This window comes from Plantactinospora solaniradicis, from assembly GCF_042658085.1.
Classification (GTDB): Bacteria; Actinomycetota; Actinomycetes; order Mycobacteriales; family Micromonosporaceae; genus Plantactinospora; species Plantactinospora solaniradicis.
The window spans coordinates 86,144-107,796 of sequence record NZ_JBHSPR010000017.1; the positions used below are offsets into that span (position 1 = coordinate 86,144).

Here is a 21,653-nt window from a genome sequence, read left to right on the forward strand (position 1 = left end):
GCCCGGCCGTTTCGGGTCCGGCCGGACCACCCCACCCCGCCGCCGCAGCCCCAATCGGCGGTACAGCAACGGGGTAGCCGCTCGGACTACTGACGACCGGGCGGAATGCTGGCGATCGGGGGATGAGGTAGCTGCCAACCTGGTGCTCCGGCGAGTGCACTGCCCTGCGGAGGTGCCAACCGACCGCAAGAGGCGCGCCACCGCCGTCTGCGACGTTAGTAGCCCAACGTCACCTACGTCAAGCACGTCACCTACGGAATCACCGTCAATATTGTTACCTGCGTTGCCTGCGTCGAGGACCACGATCGATACTGGGTAGGCCAATCGACCGCAAGGGGCGAACTGTGCCTATCCCGCCGACCATGAACGAACTGATCGAGGATCTTGTTAAACGCATCCATCAGGGCGTCTTTCCACCCGGCACCCAGATCCCGTCCACCAGCGAACTGGCCGACCAGTACGACGTATCAATGTCGACTGTTTCCCGGGCAGTGGCCAGGTTGCGAAAGCGTGGCGTGCTGGTCGGCCGCCCCGGTCGAGGCGTGTTCGTAGCTGAGAAGCGAGGGCGATAGCGATTCCTTGGACTGCATCACCCTGAGCGAGTGATGCTCCATGAACGGTTGTCCCTGCGAGGCTGCGTCTACAAGTGACTTCCGATAGTGTTCCTCCGACTACGCAGACGCGCGGGGGACGGCAGTCTGCTTACCTTGAGCAGTTCACCGTCTCCGGCCCTGCGCCCAGGGTTCAGGGGAGGACCACATGGCCAGCATCGAGGAAGTGAAGGCGGCGCTCGCCCAAGCCGCCGAGCAGGGCAACACCGCTACTAACCAGATCAGAGCGGCCCGGAACGGCGTTGAGCAGATGCTGAGCCGGCTCCGTGTCGTCGCTGCCGGCACCGGTCATCCCAAGATCGGCGAGGCGATCGCCCGAGCTGAGCAGAGCAAGCAGCGCCTTGATGAGGCCGCCACCCTTGCGCAAGGCAGCTCACAGGCCGCGCGCGACTACATCGGCATCCTCGGCTGATATCGGGCCGGGCCGCGATGGACATTGATGGCGTCAAGACGACGATCCGCGCGGGCAGCCGCGCCGCTAAGGCCGGCGCGAAAATTTTAGAACAGGCCGCCTCCGAGGCAGCAGAGGCTGACGCCCTGGCTCGCGTCACCATCCACGACAGCGAGCATGAATATGCACAGAAAGCGCTTGATGGGATGGCAGGACTGGCACGTGAGGTCGAAGTAACCCTTCGGCGGTTTACTGCTGCCGTCGAGCACGCGGACGCCTACGTCCGAGCCCTCGGATGAGCGGCGACATGGCTGCGGTTGTCGCCCAGCTGCTCGCCGTACGCGACAACTTGGCTAACGCAGTCGTGACAGCCCTTCGCGCGAAGGCCGAGGCCGACGAGGCCCACCTTCGCTACGAAGAAGCCTCGAAAGGAACCAACCACCGCGACATCCGTGCGGCGGTGGTTGAAGCGCGCACAGCCAGTGACAAGTCAGCCAAGATCGCCCGACTGCTGAACGAATCACAGAAATACCTCGTCAAATACATCAACACCATCGCTCCGGGCTCCGCCACTGAGATTCCGGACGTAATGCCGTCTGGCGAGCGCCTTGTAAGAGAGGCAGCCGATCAAGAGTCGCGTGCGGCGAGGTACCACACGAAAGCTACGCAGGCGGCCGCAAATCACGAGGAAGGCGCGAAAAAGATCGAGGCGACCGCGAGAGAAGCGATCTCGATTGTCAAGGACCGAATTCGTCCGGGAGACGCGCAGGCCAGCACGGGAACGCCAAGCCATCCGCCGCCGTCGCCTCCACAGACAGCTAAGTCCGGCCACCCGATTGCGGATGCCGTATTGGCAGTTGCAGGTATCGCCTTAGCGGCCAGAGTGGCTGTTCAAAGCGCAAGAAAGCGTCGCGAGAGGAAACGATCAAATGAAGATCAGGCCACAGATAGTTGATTACATCCGCACATTCGTGCGGGATGACTACACGGCAAATGATCGAATCGAAGCTCAACTCAACGAAGACGGCTGGGACGGATTTGCTGCTTTCCTAAGCGCCGCCTTCTTCTACGCAATCGATCTACATTTCGACGGGAGGCGTGACGACCGTGCGATCAGGCAGTTCGTAGCCGAACTGCGATCCGATAACGCAGATGTAGCCGATCAAATCGATGCCGGGCAGGCCGAGAACGCCATCTTCGCAGTCTTGGACTCTTCGGTGGATCTTGAGGCTCCGCCGGAGATGCTTGGCAGAGTGCAAACCTTCGCCGTACATAAGGTCCTAGTCGAGGCAAACCTCTCCGACGCCGAACTGGATTCACTGCTCAGCCGAGCCAAGCAGCTCGCCGAAAGCTAAGGAATTCCGCCAGTCCTTCCTCACGTCCAAGAAGAGTACCTGGCAATTTTCCTTTCTACGGAAGCGAGGAGAACAGGCCTGGCGCGTCAGGGTCACTACCAGTCTCCAGCTCGAACGATTCTCTGTGCGGCCTACGAGCCGGCACTGGGAACACAGCCGCAGCCGTGAGGTCCGCGACGGCGATCTGCAGACCGGCAACGATCCTGTCCAGCAAGTCCGCCTGCTGCGGCTCAAGCTCCACCAGCCGGCGAAGCGCAGGGAGCTACCCGACTGGAAGGCCAACCTGAACAAGCAGCACCGGACCGTCCGAGCGCAGGTCGAGCACGCCCTGACCAGGATGAAGTGCTTCAAGATCCTTCGCGACTACCGCCGCGCCGCCCGCACATTGGCCGACACCGCTTCCGGTATCGCCCACCTCCACAACATCATCCTCGCGGGGTGACGGCAGCACCGTTGCCAGGCAACGCTTTCACCGAGTTGCGAGACATCCTTTAGCGCGGGGAGCTGACAATTCCCATCCTCCTGTCATCGAGAGATAACGGTACGTACGCCCCTTTGACCCTCCATGGACGACCGGCTGTCAGGTCGCGTGGTCCGTGATCTGGTTGAGGGTTTGATGCCGCGCCGGTCAACTTCGGTCCTTCAGCCGCCACGAAAGCCACCCCCCGGGTGCCACGTCGACGCACAAGCCCCACAACGTTCGCCTGACCCACACCGCAGCGAAAGTTGATCGGACGGCGGGGTTGTAGGGGCACCCGAACCAGGCGCATTTTCCACGCCCGGCCGCTCACTTCCACCACATTGACCCGGTTGGTCCGGTAAGCTGACCCCGGTTTCGCCCGGTGGCGTCCCCTCCGTGCCGGCGCGACCGCCGCCGAATCACCTTCGGGTGAGCCGGGGACCCAGGTAGGTGGGGTGAGTCCGCGACCGCGGTAGGGACTTGTTCCGTCCCGAACCCGTCAGCTAACCCGGTAGGCGGCCGACGGAGGGACATGCATGACGGGATCCAGACGTCGGCGGTTACCGCTGGTCCTGGCACTGCTCGCCACGGTCGGCGCGCTCGCCGGAGCGGCGGCCCGACCCGGCGCGGCGGCGGCACACAACCCCGCCACCCTCGGCGACGAGGGCGACACGCCACTGCTCCGCGACGTGCTCGAATCCACCGGACGAGGCTATCTACAGGCCAGGAACGCGCTGGCGAACGCCAAGGCCCGGCAGGCGAAGCTGGCCGCCGAACTCGTCCGCGTCGAGCGCCGGATAGCCGAACTGAGGCCGCAGATCGAACTGGTCGCCCGCAACGCGTACCAGACCGGCCGGATCGGCCCGGTGCTGGCGCTGCTGCACGCCGGCTCGGCCGACGAGTTCCTGGAGCGCGCCCGGGGGCTGGAGGTCGTGGCCATGCGGGACAACGACACGCTGCGTCGACTGGGGCAGGCCCGGGACCGGGCCGCCCGGGCGAAGCTGGCACTCGACGCCGAGGTCGTCGAGGAACGCAGGCAGCTCTCCATCATGCTGCGGCAGAGGCAGGCGGCCGAACGCGCGCTGGCGCTGGTCGGCGGCGCCTCGACCGGCGGCTTCGTGGTGGCCAACTCACCGGTCGCCCGGTCGGCGCCACGCAACAGCGACGGCTCCTGGCCGCCGCAGTCGTGCAACCAGCCCGATCCGACCACCCCGGGCTGCGTCAGCCCACGCACGCTGCACGCGTTCACCGAGGCCCGCCGGGCCGGCTTCACCCGGTTCACCTCGTGCTACCGCTCCGGCGGGCCGTACGAGCACCCCAAGGGCCGGGCCTGCGACTTCTCCGCCCTGCCGGGTGGGTTCGGCGGGGACGCCAAGGGACCCGACCGGACCTACGGCAACAACCTCGCCGCCTTCTTCGTCCGCAACGCCGACCTGCTGGGCGTGCTCTACGTCATCTGGTACCGGCAGATCTGGCTGCCGACGACCGGCTGGAAGTCGTACGGCGGTGCGCACGGGGACCCGTCCAGCGACCACACGAACCACGTACACCTGTCGCTGCTCTAGGCGGAGGCGGAGGCGGACGGCGCCCGGGTCGGCCTACGGCTCGTGCTCCGGGGTCCGTCGCACCGGTGCCCGACCGGCCGGCTGCGCCGGTTGTGGTCCGGACGGTTCGATCGGCGGCACCGGCCGGGTCACCGGGTTGTTGCAGGTGACCCGGAGCAGCTCACCGTGGTGCAGCAACTCCATGACGTCGTCGGGATCACCGTCCCGCAGCACGTACGTCGCCTCGTGCGACCGCACGTCCACCCGCAGGTGCACCCCGCGCCAGCGGAGCGAGAACTCCAACCGGTCGATCCGGCTCGGCAGTCGAGGGGTGAAGGCCAGCGTCTCGAAGTGGTCCCGCAGCCCGCCGAACCCGGCCACCAGGGCGATCCAGGCGCCGGCCAGCGAGGCGACGTGTACGCCGTCCCGGGTGTTCTGGTTGAGGTCGTGCAGATCCATCAGGGCGGCCTCGCCCAGATAGTCGTGCGCCAACTCCAGGTGCCCGACCTCGGCCGCCAGCACCGCCTGGGTGCACGCCGACAGCGACGAGTCGCGGACCGTGCGCCGCTCGTAGTAGGCGAAGTTCGCCGCCTTCTCCTCGTCGGTGAACGCGTCCCCCCGCCAGTGCATCGCCAACACCAGATCGGCCTGCTTGATCACCTGTTTCCGGTACAGGTCGAAGTACGGATAGTTGAGCAGCAGCGGGTACTGCTCCGGGGGCGTACCGGCGAAGTCCCACTCCTGGAACCGGGTGAAGCCCTCCACCTGCGGATGCACCCCGAGTTCCGGGTCGTACGGGATGTGCATGTCGTTCGCGGCGTCCCGCCAGGCGGCGGTCTCCTCGTCGTCGACGCCCAACCGGTACGCCTGCTCGCCGTGCCGGGCGGCGGCGTCGGCGGCGGCCAGCAGGTTCCGCTGGGCCATCAGGTTGGTGTAGACGTTGTCGTTCTTCACCGCCGTGTACTCGTCCGGGCCGGTCACCCCGTCCAGGTGGAACTTGCCGTGCCGGTCGTGGTGGCCGAGCGAGCGCCACAGTCGGGCGGTTTCCACCAGCAGTTCGAGCCCTGCCTCGCGCTCGAACTGCTCGTCCCCGGTGGCCTGCACGTACCGGCGGACCGCGTCGGCGATGTCGGCCGCGATGTGGAAGCCCGCCGTGCCGGCCGGCCAGTACGCGGAGGTCTCCTGACCCCGGATCGTCCGCCAGGGAAAGGCGGCGCCCTGTAGCCCGAGCGTCCTGGCCCGCTCCTGGGCCAGGTGCAGCGTGGAGTGCCGCCAGCGCAGCGCCGAGGCGACCGCCGACGGCAGGGTGTAGGTCAGCACCGGCAGCACGAACGTCTCGGTGTCCCAGAACGCGTGACCGTCGTACCCCGGCCCGGTCAGGCCCTTGGCCGGGATCGGTCGCAACTCCGCCCGCGCGCCGGCCTGGAGCACGTGGAAGAGCCCGAACCGGACCGCCTGCTGCACCTCCGGGTCGCCCTCCACCTGCACGTCGGAGTCGTCCCAGAAGGTGTCGAGGTAGCCGCGTTGCTCGGCGCAGAGCCCGTCCCAGCCGGAGAACCGGGCACCGGCCAGCGCCGCCGCAACCTGATCGCGCAGCCCCGGCCGGGACCGCCGGCTCGACCAGCCGTACGCGACGTACTTGACCATCCGCAGCCGCTCGCCCGGCTTGAGTACGCAGGTGACGGTGGTCCGAGCCCAGTCCTCGTACGCCTCGTTGCCCACCACCTTGCGCTCCGGCCCGTGCACCTCGTGGCTCATCGAGACCGCCAGCCGCAGCCCGCTCGCCTTGGTGCGGTGCACCAGCAGGGCCCCGTCGCTGTTCACCAGGCGTTCCTCGGCCTGCAACGGCGACTCCAGCACCGCCGCCACCCGGGGATCCCGGCTCTGCGTCGGCAGTTGCTCGTTGGCGACCAGTTCCGACTGCACGATCAGCCGCATCGGACCGTCGACCGGCTCCACCCGGTACTCGATCGCCGCTATCGAGCGCTGGGTGAACGACACCAGCCGGGTGCTGCGGATCCGCACCGTACGCCCGGCCGGCGAGCGCCACTCGACCGACCGTTGCAGGGTGCCGGCCCGCATGTCGAGCACCCGCTCGTGGTGGAGCAGTTCGCCGTACCGGACGTCGAACGGCTCGTCGTCGACGAGCAGCCGGATCGGCTTGCCGTTGGTGACGTTGACGAGCGTCTGACCGGACTCGGGGAACCCGTATCCGGCCTCGGCGTACGGCAGCGGACGCAGCTCGTAGAAGGAGTTCAGGTAGGTACCGGGCAGGCCGTGCGGCTCGCCCTCGTCCAGGTTGCCGCGCAGCCCGATGTGCCCGTTGGAGAGCGCGAACACCGACTCGGACTGGGCCAGCACGTCGAGGTCGAGCCGGGTCTCCCGGACGTGCCACGGCTCGACCGGATACGCCCGTTCCCTGATCATCGGTTCTCGCCTTCGGTTCGTGACCGCGGGACTCGCAGACCCGGCCCACTCCTCGCACTCACGATTGTTCCCTCGCCAGTGGCACCGAACCGGGTAGCAACTCGGACAGGTCCCGGACCACCACGTCGGCGCCGTGTTCGCGCAGCGCGTCGGCCTGGCCGACCCGGTCCACCCCGACGACGAACCCGAACTTCCCGGCCCGGCCCGCCTCGACGCCGGCCAGCGCGTCCTCGAACACCGCCGCCTGCTCGGGTCGTACCCCGAGTTGGTCGGCGGCGGCCAGGAAGGTGTCCGGACGGGGCTTGCCGCGCAGCGCCCGTTCCCGGGCCACCACACCGTCCACCCGGACCTCCACCATCGGCTCGAGCCCCGCCGCCGCGATCACGTCACCGGCGTTGGCGCTGGCCGAGACGACCGCCCGGCGCAGCCCGGCCGCCTGCGCGGCGTGCAGGTAGTCCACCGACCCCTGGTACGCCTGCACGCCGTCCCGCTTGATCACCTGGAGCAGCAGAACGTTCTTCCGGTTGCCGAGCCCGTGCACGGTTTCGGCACTCGGCGGGTCGTCGGGCTTCCCCTCGGGCAGGACGATCTGCCGCGAGGCGAGGAAGGTCCGAACCCCGTCGGCGCGGGGTCGACCGTCCACGTACCGGTTGTAGTCGTCCCCCGGTTCGAACGCCCGGAACGGCTCACCGGTCTCCGCCGCGCGCCGCCGGAGGAAGTCGTCGAACGTCTCCGCCCAGGCCGCGTTGTGCACCCGGGCGGTCTGGGTCAGCACACCGTCCAGGTCGAACAGGCAGGCGGTCACCTGCGCGGGTAGCCCCAACACCCATACAACCTATCCGCACCCCCACCAACCGGCACCTGGGCACGCCGGGCTGTAAGGAAGGGCCCCTTCTTATCGTTCTCTGTAGAAGAAGGGCCCCTTCTTAACCCCCTTCTTAACCGTGGTGCCCATGGGACGGGGGGCGACCGGGGGACTGGCCGGGGTTGACTACTACGAACTGGCCCATCATGCCCTGGTCCTCGTGGTAGAGCAGGTGGCAGTGGAACATGTACGGGATGTTCGGGTCGGCGTAGTCGGCGAACCGGGCGATGATCTGGATCGGGCGGTTCAGCGTCACCAGCACGGTGTCCTTCCAGCCCCGCAGCTCGGGTGGCGGTTCCCGACCGTCCACCGAGAGCACCTGGAACTGCACGTCGTGGACGTGCAGGCTGTGCGGCGTACCGTCCTGTTTGGTGATTTCCCAGATCTCGGTGGTGTCCCGGGTGACCGCGAAGTCGATCCGTTCCGGATCCATCGCCTTGCCGTTGATCTTCCGGTCGGAAAGTTGGAACCGGCGGGTGGTGGCGGCCGTCGCCGGGTCCAGTCGGTCGATCGGGACGAGCCGGGACGGCACCTCGGGCGCCGGTGCGAGGCTTCCGGCGGCCCGCAGTTCCAGCACGTCGAACGAGTCGTCCCCGCCGCTGAACCTGCCGAAGAGGTCGTCGCCCACGTTCGGCGGGAAGCTGCGCAGCACGACCCGCTCGGCCGGCCGCATCGTCACCACGATCTCGGCCCGCTCCCCGGGAGAGAGCCGGATCCGGCCGGTCTGGTGCGGGCTGGCGAGCAGCCCGCCGTCCGTGCCGATGAGCGCGAACCCACGGCCGTCGGCGAACCCGAAGTCGTACGACCGGGCGTTGGAGCCGTTGAGCAGCCGCAGCCGGATCCGTTCCGTAGTGACGTCGAGGTACGGCCCGACGGTGCCGTTGACCAGCAGCGTGTCGCCGAGGATGCCGACGCCGCCGAGCAGGCTGTGTCCGTCGTCGAACTGCCCGTTGGAGTCGAACCCGCGGTCCTGGACGATCACCGGGATGTCGTCGACACCGTACCGCCGGGGTAGCGCCAGCGCCGACGCCGGCTCGTCGTCCAGGATGAACATTCCGGCCAGTCCCCGGTAGACGTGCTCCTCGGTCTCGCCGTGCGGGTGCGGGTGGTACCAGAGGGTGGCGGCCGGCTGGTTGACGGTCCAGTGCGGGGACCAGGTCGCGCCCGGCCGGACCATCTGGTGCGGGCCGCCGTCCATCACCGCCGGCAGGTGCATGCCGTGCCAGTGCACGCTGGTCGGTCGGTCGAGCCCGTTGACCACGTTCACCAGCACCTCTTCGCCGCGCTTCGCCCGCAGCGTCGGGCCCAGGTAGTCGCCGTTGTAACCCCAGGTACGGGTCCGGCCGCCCTGGCCGAGGTCGCGCTCGCCGGTCTGCGCGCGCAGGTCGAAGACCCGCCGTCCCTGGGCGTCGATCCTGGACTCGGCCAGTGGTGGCACGGCGAGCCGGTTGACGAAGTCGACCTTTCCGGTGGTGTCGACGACGGTGCCGGTCCACGCCCAGGTGCCCAACGCGACGCCGGCCCCGCAGAGCAGCAGCACCACGGACAGCACTCCGACCAGCACTCTCTTCCAGCGCCGCGATCCCTCGCCCGCCATTCCGGCACCTCCCCGATAGCTCCGACAGCTACATGTAGGCTGCCTTCTTATCGGGGGCGCGTCCATGCCGGGCGGCGGAACTCAGGGGCGGTTCAGGGGAACCCGTACCCGGCCCCGGGGTCGCCGGGAAGAGCCTCGACTACCGTCGCTTCAGCGTCCAGCACACCGTCATCTCGGTGGTCACCTCGCCGTCCTCGGTGCCGATCTCGACCGACACCGGGAACTCCGGCCGGCTGCCGGCCTCGAACTCGGCGACCACCTCGCCGGCCGGGCGACCCAGCCGGGCGGTCGCCCGCACCGCACCCATCGCCAGTCGCCGGTAGCGGATCTCGGCCTGCGCCGCCAGCGGCACCGCACGGTCGAAGAGCTGACCGAACGTGCCGAGTACGACCGCCCCGGAGGCGGTCTCGCCGAGTGTGAACAGCGCGCCGGCATGCGGACCGCCGACATGGTTGTGCGCCGGGGGCGAGTCGGGCAGCCGGACGACGGCGCGTACCCCACCGGTCTCGTCCGGGGTCACCTCGACGAGTTCGAAGCCGAGGGTCCGGGCGAACGGTACCGAGCCGAGCAGGCCAGCGGCGATCTGCCGCACGTCGGGAGACATGGCCGTACGCTACTCGTTGGTAACTTGCTCCGGCAAGGCCGGTCGGGCCTCAGCGGACTCCCCCCGGGATGCGTCGCCGAGCCGCCGGACCGACACCGGTGCTCACCGCCATCCCACGTCGATCCGGTCCCCGCGCTCGTCGAAGAAGTGCACCGCGTCCATCCGTACCGAGACCGCCATCGGATGCCCCGTGGTCACGGCCGGGTACGGGGCGAGCCGTACCGCCAGTTCGGCCGGTCGCCGGTGGTGCCGACCCGGATCGTTCAGCACGCTGGTACGCCCGCCCCGGGCCTCGGATGCCGGCTGCCCCGCTCCGCTGATCGCCCGCCCGGTCAGCCGCTGCATCACCTGTCCGAGCCGGCGGAGCCCCCGTCCCGCGCCCGCCGTGCGCTCCTCGGTCACCGGGCCCCCGAGATCGTCGACGACGATCGCGGTCGCGCCGATGTCGAGGAAGGCCAGCGACTCGTGTCCGTGATGCTCCAGGTAGCGGATCCGCCCCTGCAGTACGTCGCCCGGGGTGTCCGGCGCCACCGGGGTCAGCGCCTCCGCGCGCATCCCGACCACGATCCGCTCGCCGTGGTAGTGCGCCACCGCACGCGCCCGGATGTCGTCCCAGGGCAGGTAGAGCGCCTGCTCACCGAAGTTGAGCGTGACGTACCGGTCCAGGTGGACGTAGACCGTCGCCTCCAGCAGGTTCATCCGGGGGCTGCCCAGGAAGGCGGCGACGTACAGCGTCGCCGGGCGGCCGTAGACCTGGGTCGGCGTGCCGACGTCCTGGAGTACGCCCTTACGCATGATCGCCACCCGGTCCGCCATGGTCAGCGCCTCGGCCTGGTCGTGGGTGACGTAGACCGTGCTCACGCCGAGTTCGCGGACCAGTCCGGAGATCTCCGCGCGCAGCTCCGCCCGCAGTCCGCTGTCCAGGTTGGACAGCGGCTCGTCCATCAGGAAGAGCCCCGGGCGGCGGACGATGGCCCGACCCATCGCCACCCGCTGCCGCTGACCACCGGACAGTTGGCTGGGCTTGCGCCCGAGTACGTCACCGATGCCCAGGGCGCTCGCCACGTCGGCCACCCGCTCGCCGCGCGGCCCCTCCTCCACTCCCGACAATCGGAGCGGAAAGGCGATGTTGGCCCCGACGGACATGTGCGGATACAACGCGAAATCCTGGAATACCATCGCGATACCGCGTTCGCGCGGCGGCAGGTCGTTGGCGAGTTCGCCGTCGAGCAGCACGGCACCGCTGGTCGGATCTTCCAGGCCGGCAACCATCCGGAGCACCGTGGACTTTCCGCAGCCCGAGGGGCCGAGCAGCACCATGAACTCGCCGTCGTTGACGTCGAGACTCACCTTGTCGACAGCCACAGTCCCATCAGGGAACACCTTCGTGACGTCTTTGAGCGCGACGGTGGTCACCGTCACCTCCCCGCAGCGTAATGGCCGGCCCCGGAATGACTGTGACGAGCATCATCAGCAAAGCCCATCGGGTAAACGTGCCATGTTCACGTTGTGACATAACGGTTACCAGACTCGTTGCGACAGGCGACGTGCTCTGTGCCGGGGCTACCTTGCCTCAGAGTAGCCGACGGTGACCGACCGTGCTGCCGCCCCGACGCCGCGGCCCCTCGTCACCGGCAACGGTGGAGGCCGGGACGCCGCCCCGGGGAGGCCGGGCCGGATCGGCGCGGGTCAGCACGGGTCCGGCCGGGCCACGGCTGGACGGCACAGGACCGGCCGGACCGGCGCTGGAGCAGTCCGGCGTGGTCTCCCGGGCGGGCTCGGTGCCGAACTCGCCGTGCCGGGGCAGGCCGGACCACTGCGCCCCCGCGTCCCGGAGAAAGTACTCCAGCCCCGGATCCCAGGTGTGCCCGGCCGACCGTCGCTGGTAGACGTAGCCGAGCGGATGGGTCCGGTAGATCAGTCCACCGGCCCGCCGGACCCGGTCGAGAAGTCCCCGGTCGACCGACCGGGGCACCGGCCGCCAACCACCGACCTGTTCCAGGTCACCCCGGCCGATCAGCATCGTGCCGCCGGCAACCACCGGGGCGAAGCTCTCCGGCGCTCCCGCGTCCCGCCGGACCGTGGTGTCCAGGGTTTGCAGGTAGACGAACTCGGCCGGCTTGCCGACCAGCGTCGCGCCGGAGTGGTGCCGGGCGAGCACCAGGTCCCAGACGTGTTCCGGCCCGTACGTGTCGTCGTCGTCGAACTTGGTCACCAGGCTGCCCCGGGCCCGGGCGGTGGCCGCGCCGACCGCCTCGCCGAAGCTCTGCCCGGCCGGCACCTCGACGATCTCCAACTGCCGGGTGCAGCGCGCCAGCCGGGTACGCAGGTCGGCCGGCAGGCCCACGCCGTGCAGGCAGAGCACGATCTCCAGTTCGGGATAGCTCTGCGCCTCGATCGCCGCGACCGCGTCGAGGACGTACGCCAACCGACGGGTGACCAGCAGCGCGGAGACCGAGGGCAGCCGCCCGAACCCCGGAAAGGCACCCGCCGCCAGCCGGGGCAGTACGAACTCGCGGCCGTGCCGGCGCATCGCGGCGCGACGTTGGCGTACCGCCCGTGCCTCCCATTCCAGGTCCGCGTGCGGGTCGGGGGACGCGCCGGGCCGGTCGGGCAGCGGGCCGCCGAGCAGCTCGACCAACTCGTCGGCCAGGTGCGCGGCACAGGCCCTCGGAAGCTCCGGCGCGTGCACCGGTACGCCGGCCAGCACGAGGTGCAGCAGCAGCGTCGCCGCCGCCTCGGGGTACCGCCCCGGAACCGCACGGCAGTCGACCAGCCCGATCCCGGCGAGCGCCGTGTGGATCTCCTCGGTCAGCCACGGTCGATCCAGCCGGCCGCCGTGGCCCGGCCCGTCCGGGCCGACGATCCGCCACTCCCGACCGTCCGGTTCGGAGGGAAAGGTCAACTCCGCCCGGGGCGCGGCGGGGCCGAAGGGTCCGTAACGCCCGACGGGTACGGCGTGTTCGAGGTCGACCAGCACCGACGTCCGGCCCACGCCGATCCCGTCGCCGGCCCGGAGACCGGCACCGGCACCATGCCGGTCGACGGTGAACACCGCCCGGTACGGAGCACCGGCCGCCCCGCCCGCGGCGCCCGGCGGGGCGTCGTCGGGCCGGAGCACGATGTCGTACGGGCGGATGTCGTCGCTGCCGGGCAGTTCACCGGCGATCGCGGCGAGCCGTGGCCCCGCGCCAAGCCAGTCGGGGAACACGTCCTGGGCGGTCACCTCCGGGCCGCCCGGTGTCGGCATCGGGCGTATCGGAGTGAGCAGCGGCAGGACGGCGACCAGCATCGAGCGGAGCGGAACGGACCACCTGACCTCGATCTCGACCACCACCCGGCCCCGATCGCTGCGGGGTGTGCCGATCCGCGAGGTGAGCAGGTGCGGCAGCGGACCCAGCCGCCCGGACCAGCCGCGTTGGGGAATCCGCCAGTCCTCCACCACGACGGTGAGCCGGCGTACCCGGGCCAGCGAGACCGGATGGTCGAGCAGCCGGCGCAGCCGGTCCACCGATCGGGCGGTGACGGCCATCCGGCCGACGAAGACCTGGTGCCATGGCCCGACGGGCCGTCGCCGACGCCCGGCCCGCGCGGAACGGCTTCCGGCTCCACCGGCAGACCCGCTCTGCCCGTCGGGCACCTCGGTCAGAGGTCCCCCGTCGGGCAACTCCGTCTGAGGTCCCTCCTCGGGCACCTCGGTCAGACCGGAGCCGAGCAGACCGAGCGGCCACCGTCGGTGCCGCCGGTCACCCGGATCACCGACCCGGACCCGCCAACGGAGGTACCTCTCCGGGCGCACGCTGCCTGGCACGTCGATCCCTTCATCGACCGAGGGCGAACCTCAGCCTACGTATCGCGATCGCGAAGGTACTTACCGTAGCCGCATCTTGCGGTGATTTCATCTGACATCGGAAGCATGTCGCGTGGAACGTCAGCACTGGGCGAACGGCTGACTACACTGTGCCGCGTGTCCAGTCGCGCCCGGGCCACGGCGGCCCGTTCCCAGGTCCGGTTGTTCCGGAACGACTGGAGTCCACTTCGCCCACCCGACCCCGACGACTGGCGGCCGAGCCGGTCGGTCTCACTGGTCGTTCCGGCCCGCAACTGTCAGCGCTCCCTGGACCTCACCCTGGCCGCCCTGCGCCACCAGACCTATCCGGCGGGGCTGCTCGAAGTGGTGGTGGTCGACGACGGCAGCGATCCACCCCTGACCCTGCCGAGGATCCGGCCGGACAACTGCCGCGTCGTACGGATGGCCGACCACTCCGCCGGCTGGGGACGGTCCGCCGCGCTGCACGCCGGGGCACTGGGCAGCGAGGGTGAGATCCTGCACTGGCTGGACGCGGACATGGTCGTCTTTCCCGAACACGTGGCGGCGCAGGCCCGCTGGCAGCACGTCAGCGACGAGGCGGTGACGCTGGGATACAAGCGCTTCACCGACGGCGAGTGGCCGGATCCGGAGCAGGTCGCCCAGTGCTGTGTCGCCGGGACCCTCGACCGACTCTTCCGGTTCGAGGAGACCGAGCCCCACGAGTACGTCGAGCGGCTGATCGACGACACCGACCAGCTCCGGGCCGGGGATCATCTCAACTTCCGGGCGCACGTGGGCGCCACCGCCGCGCTCACCCGGGCGCTGTACGAGGAGACCGGCGGACTGAACCCCGAGTTGCGGCTCGGTGAGGACACCGAGTTCGGCTACCGGCTCGCGCAGGCGGGCGCCGTGTTCGTGCCCGAGCCCCGGGCCCGGAGCTGGCACCTGGGTCCGTCGCACATGATGACCAGGGGCGAGGCGCTACGCCGGTACAACCGCCCGTTCCTGGCCGACCTGATGCCGCAGCCCCGCTACCTCCGGCCGGCCGCACACCGCTGCTGGGCCGTACCGCTGGTCGTCGCGGTGGTGCCGGCCGAGGGCCCGTACGAGCTGGTCCGGACCTGTGTCGACCGGCTGCTGGCCGGCGACCAGACCGACCTGCGGGTGTTGTTGGTGGCCGACTGGACGGAACTGTCCGACGACCGCCGTTCGGTGCTCGCCGATCCCCTGCTGGACCGCCGGCTCCTCGCCGCCACCTACCGGTCCGAGCCCCGGGTGGAACTGGCCGGGCGGGCTCCGGAGACCGCATATCCGTCGCCGTACCTGCTGGAACTCGCCCCGCACCTCGGTGTCGACGCGGACAGCGTGCGGCGACTGGTGGCGGTCGCCGACGAGTGGCAGGTCGGACTGGTCCGGCTGCTGCCGCCCGGGGCGGTCTCCCCGGACGACGGAATGTCGCTGTGGCGCACCTCGGCGCTGTCCCGGGCGCGACGGGTCCGGCGGCCCGGGGAGCAACTCGACGAGGTGGTGGCCGAGGTGGCTGGCCGGCGCTGGGTCAGCGGGAACGACTTCGGCGTACTCGACCTGCGGTTGTTGCCGGAGAACCAGTGGGTGGCGCCCCGGCCGCGCCTGGTGACCCGGCCCGCGAAGCGGTCCCGGCGGGCGGCGCTGATCGGGGTCGAGACGATCCCGGTCGGCGGCATCAGGTCACTCGCCACCGCCACCCGGTTCGTCGCCGGCCGGTACGCGGGGCTGGCCGCCGACCGGGTCCGGCAGCGGGTACGCCGACCACCCCCGCCCACCGGCTGAAGCGCCGTCCACCGTCGTACACACGTTCTATCCACAGCCTGTGGATAGAACGTGTGTACGACCGATCGGACCACGGATGATCGTCAGCGACCCTCGGCCGGCTCGGCGTCGAACAGGACCGCGAACCTGTCGGCCAGCATGTTCCGACCCTTGTACTCGGCGGCGACTTCCGGGCCCGCGATGCCGTCCATCCCCGGAAGCTGTCCGGCGCCGCCCTCGGGCCCGAGCGGCACGAGGATGACCGGTGGCATCGGCTGGTAGTCGGCGATCTCGCCGTCGCCGGTGATCGTGGCCTTGATGTTGGCCGCCACGACCTCCGCCTGGGCGCCGGCCCGGCCAGCCATGTTGTAGTCCGCGTCGGAGACGTCGCCGATCGCGTAGACCCGGTCCTGGCCGGCGACCCGCAGTTGCCCGTCGACCCGCAGGTAGCCCCGCTCGTCGCGCACCTGCGCCATCGACGCGCCCAGGTAGTCGCTGGCCGGAGCGACCCCGAAGCACCGGTACCAGATGTCGGCGGTCAACTCCTCGCCCGCCTCGGTCTGGATGGAGATCGGGGCGAGGGTGGCCGGTGCGGCGTCGGGCAGCGCCCGCAGCCGGCTGCCGAGCTTGAGTTCGACACCGAGCTTGTCGAGCTGGCGACGCAGCTCCTCCCGGAGCTCCTGGTCGAACGGGCCGGGCAGGATGTCCGGGGAGACGTCCGCGACCGTCACGTGCTTGTCGGGATAGAACGACTTGATCTCACCGGCCAGTTCCAGGCCGGACGGGCCGGCGCCGACCAGCAGCACCCGCTCGGCGTCGAGCAGGGCCGAGTGCGCCTCCCGGAACCGGGCCCGCGCCGTGTCGACGGTGATCTCGTCGATCTTCGCCGGGAACGGGTACGACGAGCCGGTGGCCAGGATCAGGTAGTCCGGCTCGAGCCGCGCGCCGGAGGCCAGGGTGACCTGCCGGCCGTCGACCGCCACCGCCCGGTCCCGCACGAAGCGTCCGTTCTTCAGCAGCCGGTCGTACGGCAGGAAGATCCGGTCCAGCCACTCCGGCTCGACCAGCGCCCGCCAGGCCGCCACGTTGTGCGTGAACGCCTCGGTCGGGTCGACCAGGGTCACCTCGGCGACCTCGTCCAGGGCCTTGGCGGCATTGATCCCGCCGTATCCGCCACCCACGACCACCACGCTGGGCCGCGAGTCGATGTGCTCAGTCATGAGACTCCTCGTATGCAAAGTAGAAGCTGTACCTAGATCAGAAGTTGCCACTAGATACAGAGTTGCAGTGCTTAGACTAGCAACTTCGAAAATGCTAGCGACATTCCGTTGCTAGGCTGGAGACATGGCTGCCAGGACGAGTGCGGAGGCCCCGGAGGCCTGCGTACGCAGCGACGCCGCCCTGACCCGGGCCTTCGCCGTACTGGGCAAGCGCTGGACGGCCGTCGTACTCGGCAGCCTGAACTCCGGGCCGGCCGGATTCCGTGAGCTCTCCCGGGCCGTCGGTCGGGTCAGTGACTCGGTACTTTCCGACCGTCTGTCGGAATTGACCTGTAACGGGCTCGTCGCCCGGACCGTCGACGAAGGGCCCCCCGTCACGGTCTCGTACCAACTGACCGACCGTGGCATGGCGCTGATGCCGGCGCTCCGCCAGATCTCGGTGTGGGCCGCCGAACACCTGCCCGCCGAGGAAGAAGCCTGACCACCCAGGCCTTGGCCGGCGCCTGAGCGGCGTCCAGGGTCAGCCGGGCTCGTCGAGCAGGATCCGCCGGACCACCCGCTCCGCCGCCCGGCCATCGTCCAGATCGCAGAACCGGTGCCGGAACCGCGCGCGGGCCTCGGTCGCCCCGGCGCCGTCGACGGCGCCGGTGGCGAACAGGCCGAGCAGGTCCGGCAGGCTCGTCGCCGCCACCCCGGGCGCCTCGACCAGGACATCCAGGTAGACCCCGCGCTCCCGGCGGTAGTCGTCCCAGTCCGGGGCGTAGATCACGATCGGCCGGTCCAGCGTGCCGTAGTCGAACATCACGGACGAGTAGTCGGTGAGCAGTATGTCGGCGGCCAGGTAGAGGTCCTCTACCGACGGATGGCCGGTCACGTCCGTCACCCGACCCCGGACGTCCGGCGCGCTCGCGTGCGTCGGCGTCCCGGAACCGCCGCCTCCGGTGGTCACCGCACCCGGGTCGAGATAGTGGCCCCGGATCAGCAGTCGGCCTGCCGGCCCGAGAACGTCGAGCAGCGCGCCCGGATCGAACGGCGGCCAGTAGCCGGGACGGTGCTCCCGGTGGGTCGGCGCGTACAGCACCACCCGGTCGCCGGGTGCGATGCCGAGCCGGTCCCGGACGGCCTCGACCTCCGCCGGCCCGGCGTTCACCAGCCGGTCGTTGCGCGGGTAGCCGGCCTCCAGGGTCAGATAGTCCGCCGGATAGGCCCGCTCCCACATCTGCGTGGAGAAGGTGTTGGCGGTGATGCTGTAGTCCCAGCGGTCGATCCGGCGCAGCAGCCCGGGAAAATTCAACCCGACCGCACCACGCGGATAGCGCTGCTGGTCCAACCCCATCACCTTGACCGGGGTCCCGTGGTGGGTCTGCACATGCACCGAGCCGCGCCGCTTCAGCACGTAATCCGGGAAGTTGACATTGTTGATCAGCCAGTGCGCCCGGGCCAGCGCCCGGAAGTACGGCCGGCTCCCGGCCACCACGTACGGCACTCCGGCCGGCAGGCTCGACACCCGGTCCCGCCGGACCACCCACACACCCCGGATCCCGGGAGCCAGTTCGCGCGCCTTGGCGTAGATCGCCGCCGGATTGCAGGCGTAGCCCCGGTACCAGTACGAGGCGTACAGGGCCAGCGTCGGATCGAGCGGCGCCCGCAACTGGGCGTGGTAGTAGCCGCGCAGCAGCGCCGCCCGGGTCAGCCGGGCGGCCCGGGACAGTGGCGGAGGCAGCCGGACGAGCCGGGACAGCGGAGCCGGCAGCGGCAGCCGGGTGACCCGGGAAGGTGGCACGGCCAGTCGGACGGCCCGGGACCGCGGGCCCGGCAGCGGCCGGCGCGCGAGCCGGCGGGCGCTGCCCCGGGACCGGTGCAGTGCACGGAGCAGGACGTACGCCCGCCAGTGGCCGCCGGCCACCAGCCGGTGCTTCACCCCCTCCACCCCGCCCGGCATCCGGTACCCGCCCGGCGGCAGCCAGCGGCGGTAGTCCGCGACCACCTGCTCGAAGAAGGCCCTGCGCAGCTCCGGCGACACCCGCCGCCCGTTGCCCAGCACGATCAGGTAGTGCCAGACCATCCGCTCGAAGATCATCGGCCGCAGGTCGTCGTACTCCGGTCCCCACCGTCGCATCAGGTCGAACACCCGCCGCCAGTGCGGGAACACCTCGAAGTGCCGGTCGTCCAGGGTCCGGGTGATGGCGCCCGAACGCCGCTGCCGGTAGTTGACGCAGACCACGTCCAGCACGCTGATCCGGCGCGCGGCGAGCAGTGCCGGATAGCTGAACGAGACGTCCTCGTACCAGCCGGGACCGAAGCGCAGGCCGAGGTCGACCAGGAACCGGCGGCGCACCACCTTGTTCCACGCGGTGTGCAGCACCCCGATCACCTCGGGCCGGTCCCGCAGCCCGAAGACGGCACCACCGGAGTCCGGGATCGTCTCGTCCAGGCCACTCCCGAGCGTCCGGTTGTTCCAGTACGCCCGCACGTGGTCGACGATCAGCACCTCCGGCTCGACCCGGCGCAGCCGCTCGACCACCGCCGCCAGGCAGCCCTCGACCAGCCAGTCGTCGCTGTCCAGGAACCAGACGTAGTCGCCGGTTGCCAGGTCGAGGCCGATGTTGCGGGCCTCGCCCAGCCCCACGTTCTTGTCCAGGGTCACCACCCGGACCCGGGGGTCCCGGGCGGCGTACTCGGCGATGATCTCGCCACAGCTGTCCGGCGAGCAGTCGTCGACCGCGACCACCTCGACGTCCCGTACCGGCTGGCCGAGGATCGAGTCGAGACACTCGCGCAGGTAGCCCTGGACCCGGTAGACCGGCACGACGAAGCTGATCAGCGGCATCGGCGCCGGTCCCCCGCTGGCAGCGTCATCCGTCCCTTTCCCGCGCCGCCAGTCGGGGGTGGCCGATCACCCCGGCGGCGGCGTCATCCGTCCCGGTCCCGTTCCGCCGGGGAGGCACCCCGGTCCCATTCCCCGGAGGCCGGGACGTAGCCCTCGCGTGCCCCGGCGACCGCGAGTGCGTCGCCGGATCCGGGCTGTCCGTCCGTCCTGGTCTCGACAGCGGTCGGCTGTCGTGGGCCGGGGACGTCCCTGGGTACCCAGCCACGGAGCGCGTTCACTACGAAAATCGCCAATAGGTACCCGGCGAGCAGCAGCATCACGATCCGGCCGGCGGCCGGGCCGACCAGCACGGCGGCGGAGAGCACGATCAGCCGTCCGTCCCAGCCCAGCCCGAGGGACCGGAGCAGGGGCGCCCGCTCCCGCTTCTCCAGCCGGGCGGTCAGGTCGTAGTGCCGCAGGGCCAGCGCGAAGAGCAGTGCGAAGATCACCGCACCGTCGGCGTCGACCAGTACGCCGGCCGCGATCACCAACAGGTACTCGGCGGCCCGCAACGCGGCCGGCACCAGCCAGTCCAGCGCTCCGGCGTGTGGTGCCGCCGCCGGCAGCCCGGCGAGCAGGACGACCAGGACCGCCAGCGGCACCGCCCAGCGCGCGTACCCGCTGTCGAGCCCGAACAGGCCCGCCCCGAGCAGGGCCGCACCGGCTCCGGCCGCGAGCACGGCCAGCGGCAACGGCCCGGACAGGCCCGCGCTCCGGCCGAGCGCCGCCAGCCAGCGCGCCGCCGGCCCGTCGTCGCGGTGCAGCATGGTGTCCACCCGGGTCAGCACCGGGACCCGCATCGACCGGGCCCGCAGGGTACGCAGCGCCAGCGTGTACGCCGCCGCGAGCCCACCCCAGACCAGTACGGCGACCAGGCTGACCAGCGGACTGAAGATCGCCACGGTCAGCGCGATCAGGGCCCACCGTTCACCGATCGGAAAGACCACGGTCCGTTTCAACCAGTACGTCAGCGAGCCGGTGTCGGCCTGCACCCGGTTCGACGCCTGGCTGAGCCGGTCGCCCAGCCCACCCGTGCCGCCCGGACCGGCCGTACGGGGCCGCTTGGCCGCCTCGTCGTGCAACGCGCCGTACCAGGTGTCGGTCATGTGCCGGACGGTCTGGAGGGTGATCGCGGCGATGCCCAGCGCCCAGCCGGGGCCACCGGCCCGCTCGACCCCGACCGCGAGGCCGGCGTAGACGAGGTACTCCTTGGCCCGGTCGGCGATGGTGTCCAGCCAGCCGCCCCAGGGGCTGAAGTGCCGGGTGTAGCGCGCCAACTGCCCGTCGACGCAGTCCAGCATGAAGCCCAGGTAGAGCAGGACCGCCCCGGTCACCAGGGCCGGACGGCCGCCGAGCGCGAAGAGCACCGCCGCCGCCACCGCGAAGGCGACCGAGATCGCGGTCACCCCGGTCGGGGTGAGCCGGAGCCGGGCACTCAGCTTGGTCACCCATGGCGACCAGGTGCTGACGAAGTACGTGGTGAAGAAGTCGTCCTTCTCCTTGACCGAGAGCCGTAGTTCGGCCCGGTCGGAGTCGACCGCGGCCACCGCGGCCTCGGCGCCGGCCAGCTCGGCGGCATCGGCGACCCGACGGGCGACGAGCAGGCGTACCCGGGACGCGAAGATCGTGATCCCCGGCCCGGTCGCGGAGTCCGGGCGGGCCAGCTCCGCGAGCAGCCGGTCCAGAGCCGGCGCCGTACCGCCGGGGGTCCCGACGGCGACGGTTCCGACGCCGCTTTCGGGGTGGGCGGGGGTGTGTGCCTCGGTCTCGGCGAGGGTGCGGGCCGCGGCGACCAGGGCCGGAAGGTCGGCCACGCTGACCCGTACCGCCCCGCCGGAGGCGCCCGTGGGGGCGGCGCCGAGTGCCCCGGCGGGCCCGGCGGCGACCACCTGGCCCCGGTCCTCCAGCACCGCGACCGGGCCGGCGTCCGGGTCGGGCAGCACCAGGGCCACCGTCCCGGGCATCGGGCTGGTGCCGAGATGACGCAGTACGGCGGTGTGCGCGACCAGGTCGCCGGAGCAGAGCAGCACCGGCTCCCGCGCGTTGCCGGCCAGCACGGCCAACTCCGCCAGGTCATCGGTGAGTACGACGTCCCGGGCACCGGCGGCGCG

The 21,653-nt window shown here is 70.6% G+C and carries 17 protein-coding genes, 1 pseudogene and 1 riboswitch; of the genes and pseudogenes, 9 read left to right on the top strand and 9 right to left on the bottom strand.

From position 1 onward, the window contains the following. Window positions 1-344: 344 nt before the first annotated feature. From ACFP2T_RS20070 to ACFP2T_RS20100, 7 genes are all read left to right on the top strand, one after another. On the top strand, window positions 345-572 hold the full coding sequence (locus ACFP2T_RS20070) for a winged helix-turn-helix domain-containing protein (protein WP_377424058.1): 228 nt from the start codon (window positions 345-347) through the stop codon (window positions 570-572). 187 nt (window positions 573-759) lie between these two features. Then, a complete protein-coding gene (locus ACFP2T_RS20075) occupies window positions 760-1,023 on the top strand; it encodes a hypothetical protein (protein WP_377424060.1) in 264 nt (87 codons plus the stop codon). A 17-nt stretch (window positions 1,024-1,040) separates the two neighbouring features. Next, window positions 1,041-1,301 (top strand): hypothetical protein, encoded by a 261-nt coding sequence (locus ACFP2T_RS20080; RefSeq protein ID WP_377424062.1) that lies wholly within the window; start codon window positions 1,041-1,043, stop codon window positions 1,299-1,301. After that, entirely contained in the window at window positions 1,298-1,957 is a 660-nt protein-coding gene (locus ACFP2T_RS20085) for a hypothetical protein (RefSeq protein WP_377424065.1), read from the top strand. The genes ACFP2T_RS20080 and ACFP2T_RS20085 overlap by 4 nt, the downstream gene beginning before the upstream one ends. Continuing rightward, window positions 1,932-2,357 (top strand): hypothetical protein, encoded by a 426-nt coding sequence (locus ACFP2T_RS20090; RefSeq protein WP_377424067.1) that lies wholly within the window; start codon window positions 1,932-1,934, stop codon window positions 2,355-2,357. The genes ACFP2T_RS20085 and ACFP2T_RS20090 overlap by 26 nt, the downstream gene beginning before the upstream one ends. 220 nt (window positions 2,358-2,577) lie before the next feature. Beyond that, window positions 2,578-2,799 carry a transposase family protein gene (locus ACFP2T_RS20095; RefSeq protein ID WP_377424500.1) on the top strand — a complete coding sequence of 74 codons (222 nt, stop codon included), beginning with the start codon at window positions 2,578-2,580 and terminating at the stop codon, window positions 2,797-2,799. 420 nt (window positions 2,800-3,219) lie between these two features. After that, window positions 3,220-3,350: riboswitch (cyclic di-AMP (ydaO/yuaA leader) on the top strand. A gap of 3 nt (window positions 3,351-3,353) precedes the next feature. Further along, window positions 3,354-4,382, top strand: coding sequence for a coiled-coil domain-containing protein (locus ACFP2T_RS20100; protein ID WP_377424069.1), 1,029 nt, complete (start codon window positions 3,354-3,356; stop codon window positions 4,380-4,382). Between the two features lie 33 nt (window positions 4,383-4,415). Here the strand turns inward: ACFP2T_RS20100 and ACFP2T_RS20105 are convergent, their stop codons facing one another. The 6 genes from ACFP2T_RS20105 to ACFP2T_RS20130 all read right to left on the bottom strand — a co-directional run bounded on the left by ACFP2T_RS20105 (window position 4,416) and on the right by ACFP2T_RS20130 (window position 13,665). Next, on the bottom strand, window positions 4,416-6,788 hold the full coding sequence (locus ACFP2T_RS20105; protein WP_377424070.1) for a glycoside hydrolase family 65 protein: 2,373 nt from the start codon (window positions 6,786-6,788) through the stop codon (window positions 4,416-4,418). A 58-nt stretch (window positions 6,789-6,846) separates the two neighbouring features. Beyond that, window positions 6,847-7,614 carry a beta-phosphoglucomutase family hydrolase gene (locus tag ACFP2T_RS20110; protein ID WP_377424072.1) on the bottom strand — a complete coding sequence of 256 codons (768 nt, stop codon included), beginning with the start codon at window positions 7,612-7,614 and terminating at the stop codon, window positions 6,847-6,849. A 112-nt stretch (window positions 7,615-7,726) separates the two neighbouring features. Continuing rightward, on the bottom strand, window positions 7,727-9,250 hold the full coding sequence (locus tag ACFP2T_RS20115) for a multicopper oxidase family protein (RefSeq protein WP_377424074.1): 1,524 nt from the start codon (window positions 9,248-9,250) through the stop codon (window positions 7,727-7,729). A 139-nt stretch (window positions 9,251-9,389) separates the two neighbouring features. Beyond that, on the bottom strand, window positions 9,390-9,854 hold the full coding sequence (locus tag ACFP2T_RS20120) for a DUF4442 domain-containing protein (RefSeq protein WP_377424076.1): 465 nt from the start codon (window positions 9,852-9,854) through the stop codon (window positions 9,390-9,392). A gap of 102 nt (window positions 9,855-9,956) precedes the next feature. Further along, window positions 9,957-11,270, bottom strand: a complete 1,314-nt coding sequence (locus ACFP2T_RS20125) for an ABC transporter ATP-binding protein (RefSeq protein WP_377424501.1) — start codon at window positions 11,268-11,270, stop codon at window positions 9,957-9,959. Window positions 11,271-11,427: 157 nt separating this feature from the next. Further along, on the bottom strand, window positions 11,428-13,665 hold the full coding sequence (locus tag ACFP2T_RS20130; protein ID WP_377424078.1) for a glycosyltransferase family 2 protein: 2,238 nt from the start codon (window positions 13,663-13,665) through the stop codon (window positions 11,428-11,430). A gap of 156 nt (window positions 13,666-13,821) precedes the next feature. Here ACFP2T_RS20130 and ACFP2T_RS20135 point away from each other — a divergent pair, with 156 nt between their 5' ends. Continuing rightward, window positions 13,822-15,474, top strand: a complete 1,653-nt coding sequence (locus ACFP2T_RS20135) for a glycosyltransferase family 2 protein (RefSeq protein WP_377424081.1) — start codon at window positions 13,822-13,824, stop codon at window positions 15,472-15,474. A gap of 83 nt (window positions 15,475-15,557) precedes the next feature. On the opposite strand, the gene ACFP2T_RS20140 is transcribed toward ACFP2T_RS20135, so the two are convergent. Beyond that, entirely contained in the window at window positions 15,558-16,673 is a 1,116-nt protein-coding gene (locus tag ACFP2T_RS20140) for an NAD(P)/FAD-dependent oxidoreductase (protein WP_377424083.1), read from the bottom strand. Window positions 16,674-16,797: 124 nt separating this feature from the next. Here ACFP2T_RS20140 and ACFP2T_RS20145 point away from each other — a divergent pair, with 124 nt between their 5' ends. Then, window positions 16,798-17,154: a winged helix-turn-helix transcriptional regulator gene (locus ACFP2T_RS20145; protein ID WP_377424085.1), complete on the top strand. Its 357-nt coding sequence runs from the start codon at window positions 16,798-16,800 to the stop codon at window positions 17,152-17,154. A 39-nt stretch (window positions 17,155-17,193) separates the two neighbouring features. Here ACFP2T_RS20145 and ACFP2T_RS20150 read toward each other — a convergent pair whose 3' ends face one another. Both ACFP2T_RS20150 and ACFP2T_RS20155 read right to left on the bottom strand, forming a co-directional pair. Next, complete coding sequence (locus ACFP2T_RS20150) at window positions 17,194-19,503, bottom strand: bifunctional glycosyltransferase/CDP-glycerol:glycerophosphate glycerophosphotransferase (RefSeq protein ID WP_377424087.1); 2,310 nt, start codon at window positions 19,501-19,503, stop codon at window positions 17,194-17,196. A gap of 248 nt (window positions 19,504-19,751) precedes the next feature. Beyond that, a pseudogene (locus tag ACFP2T_RS20155) lies at window positions 19,752-21,653 on the bottom strand (DUF5941 domain-containing protein); the annotation flags it as partial.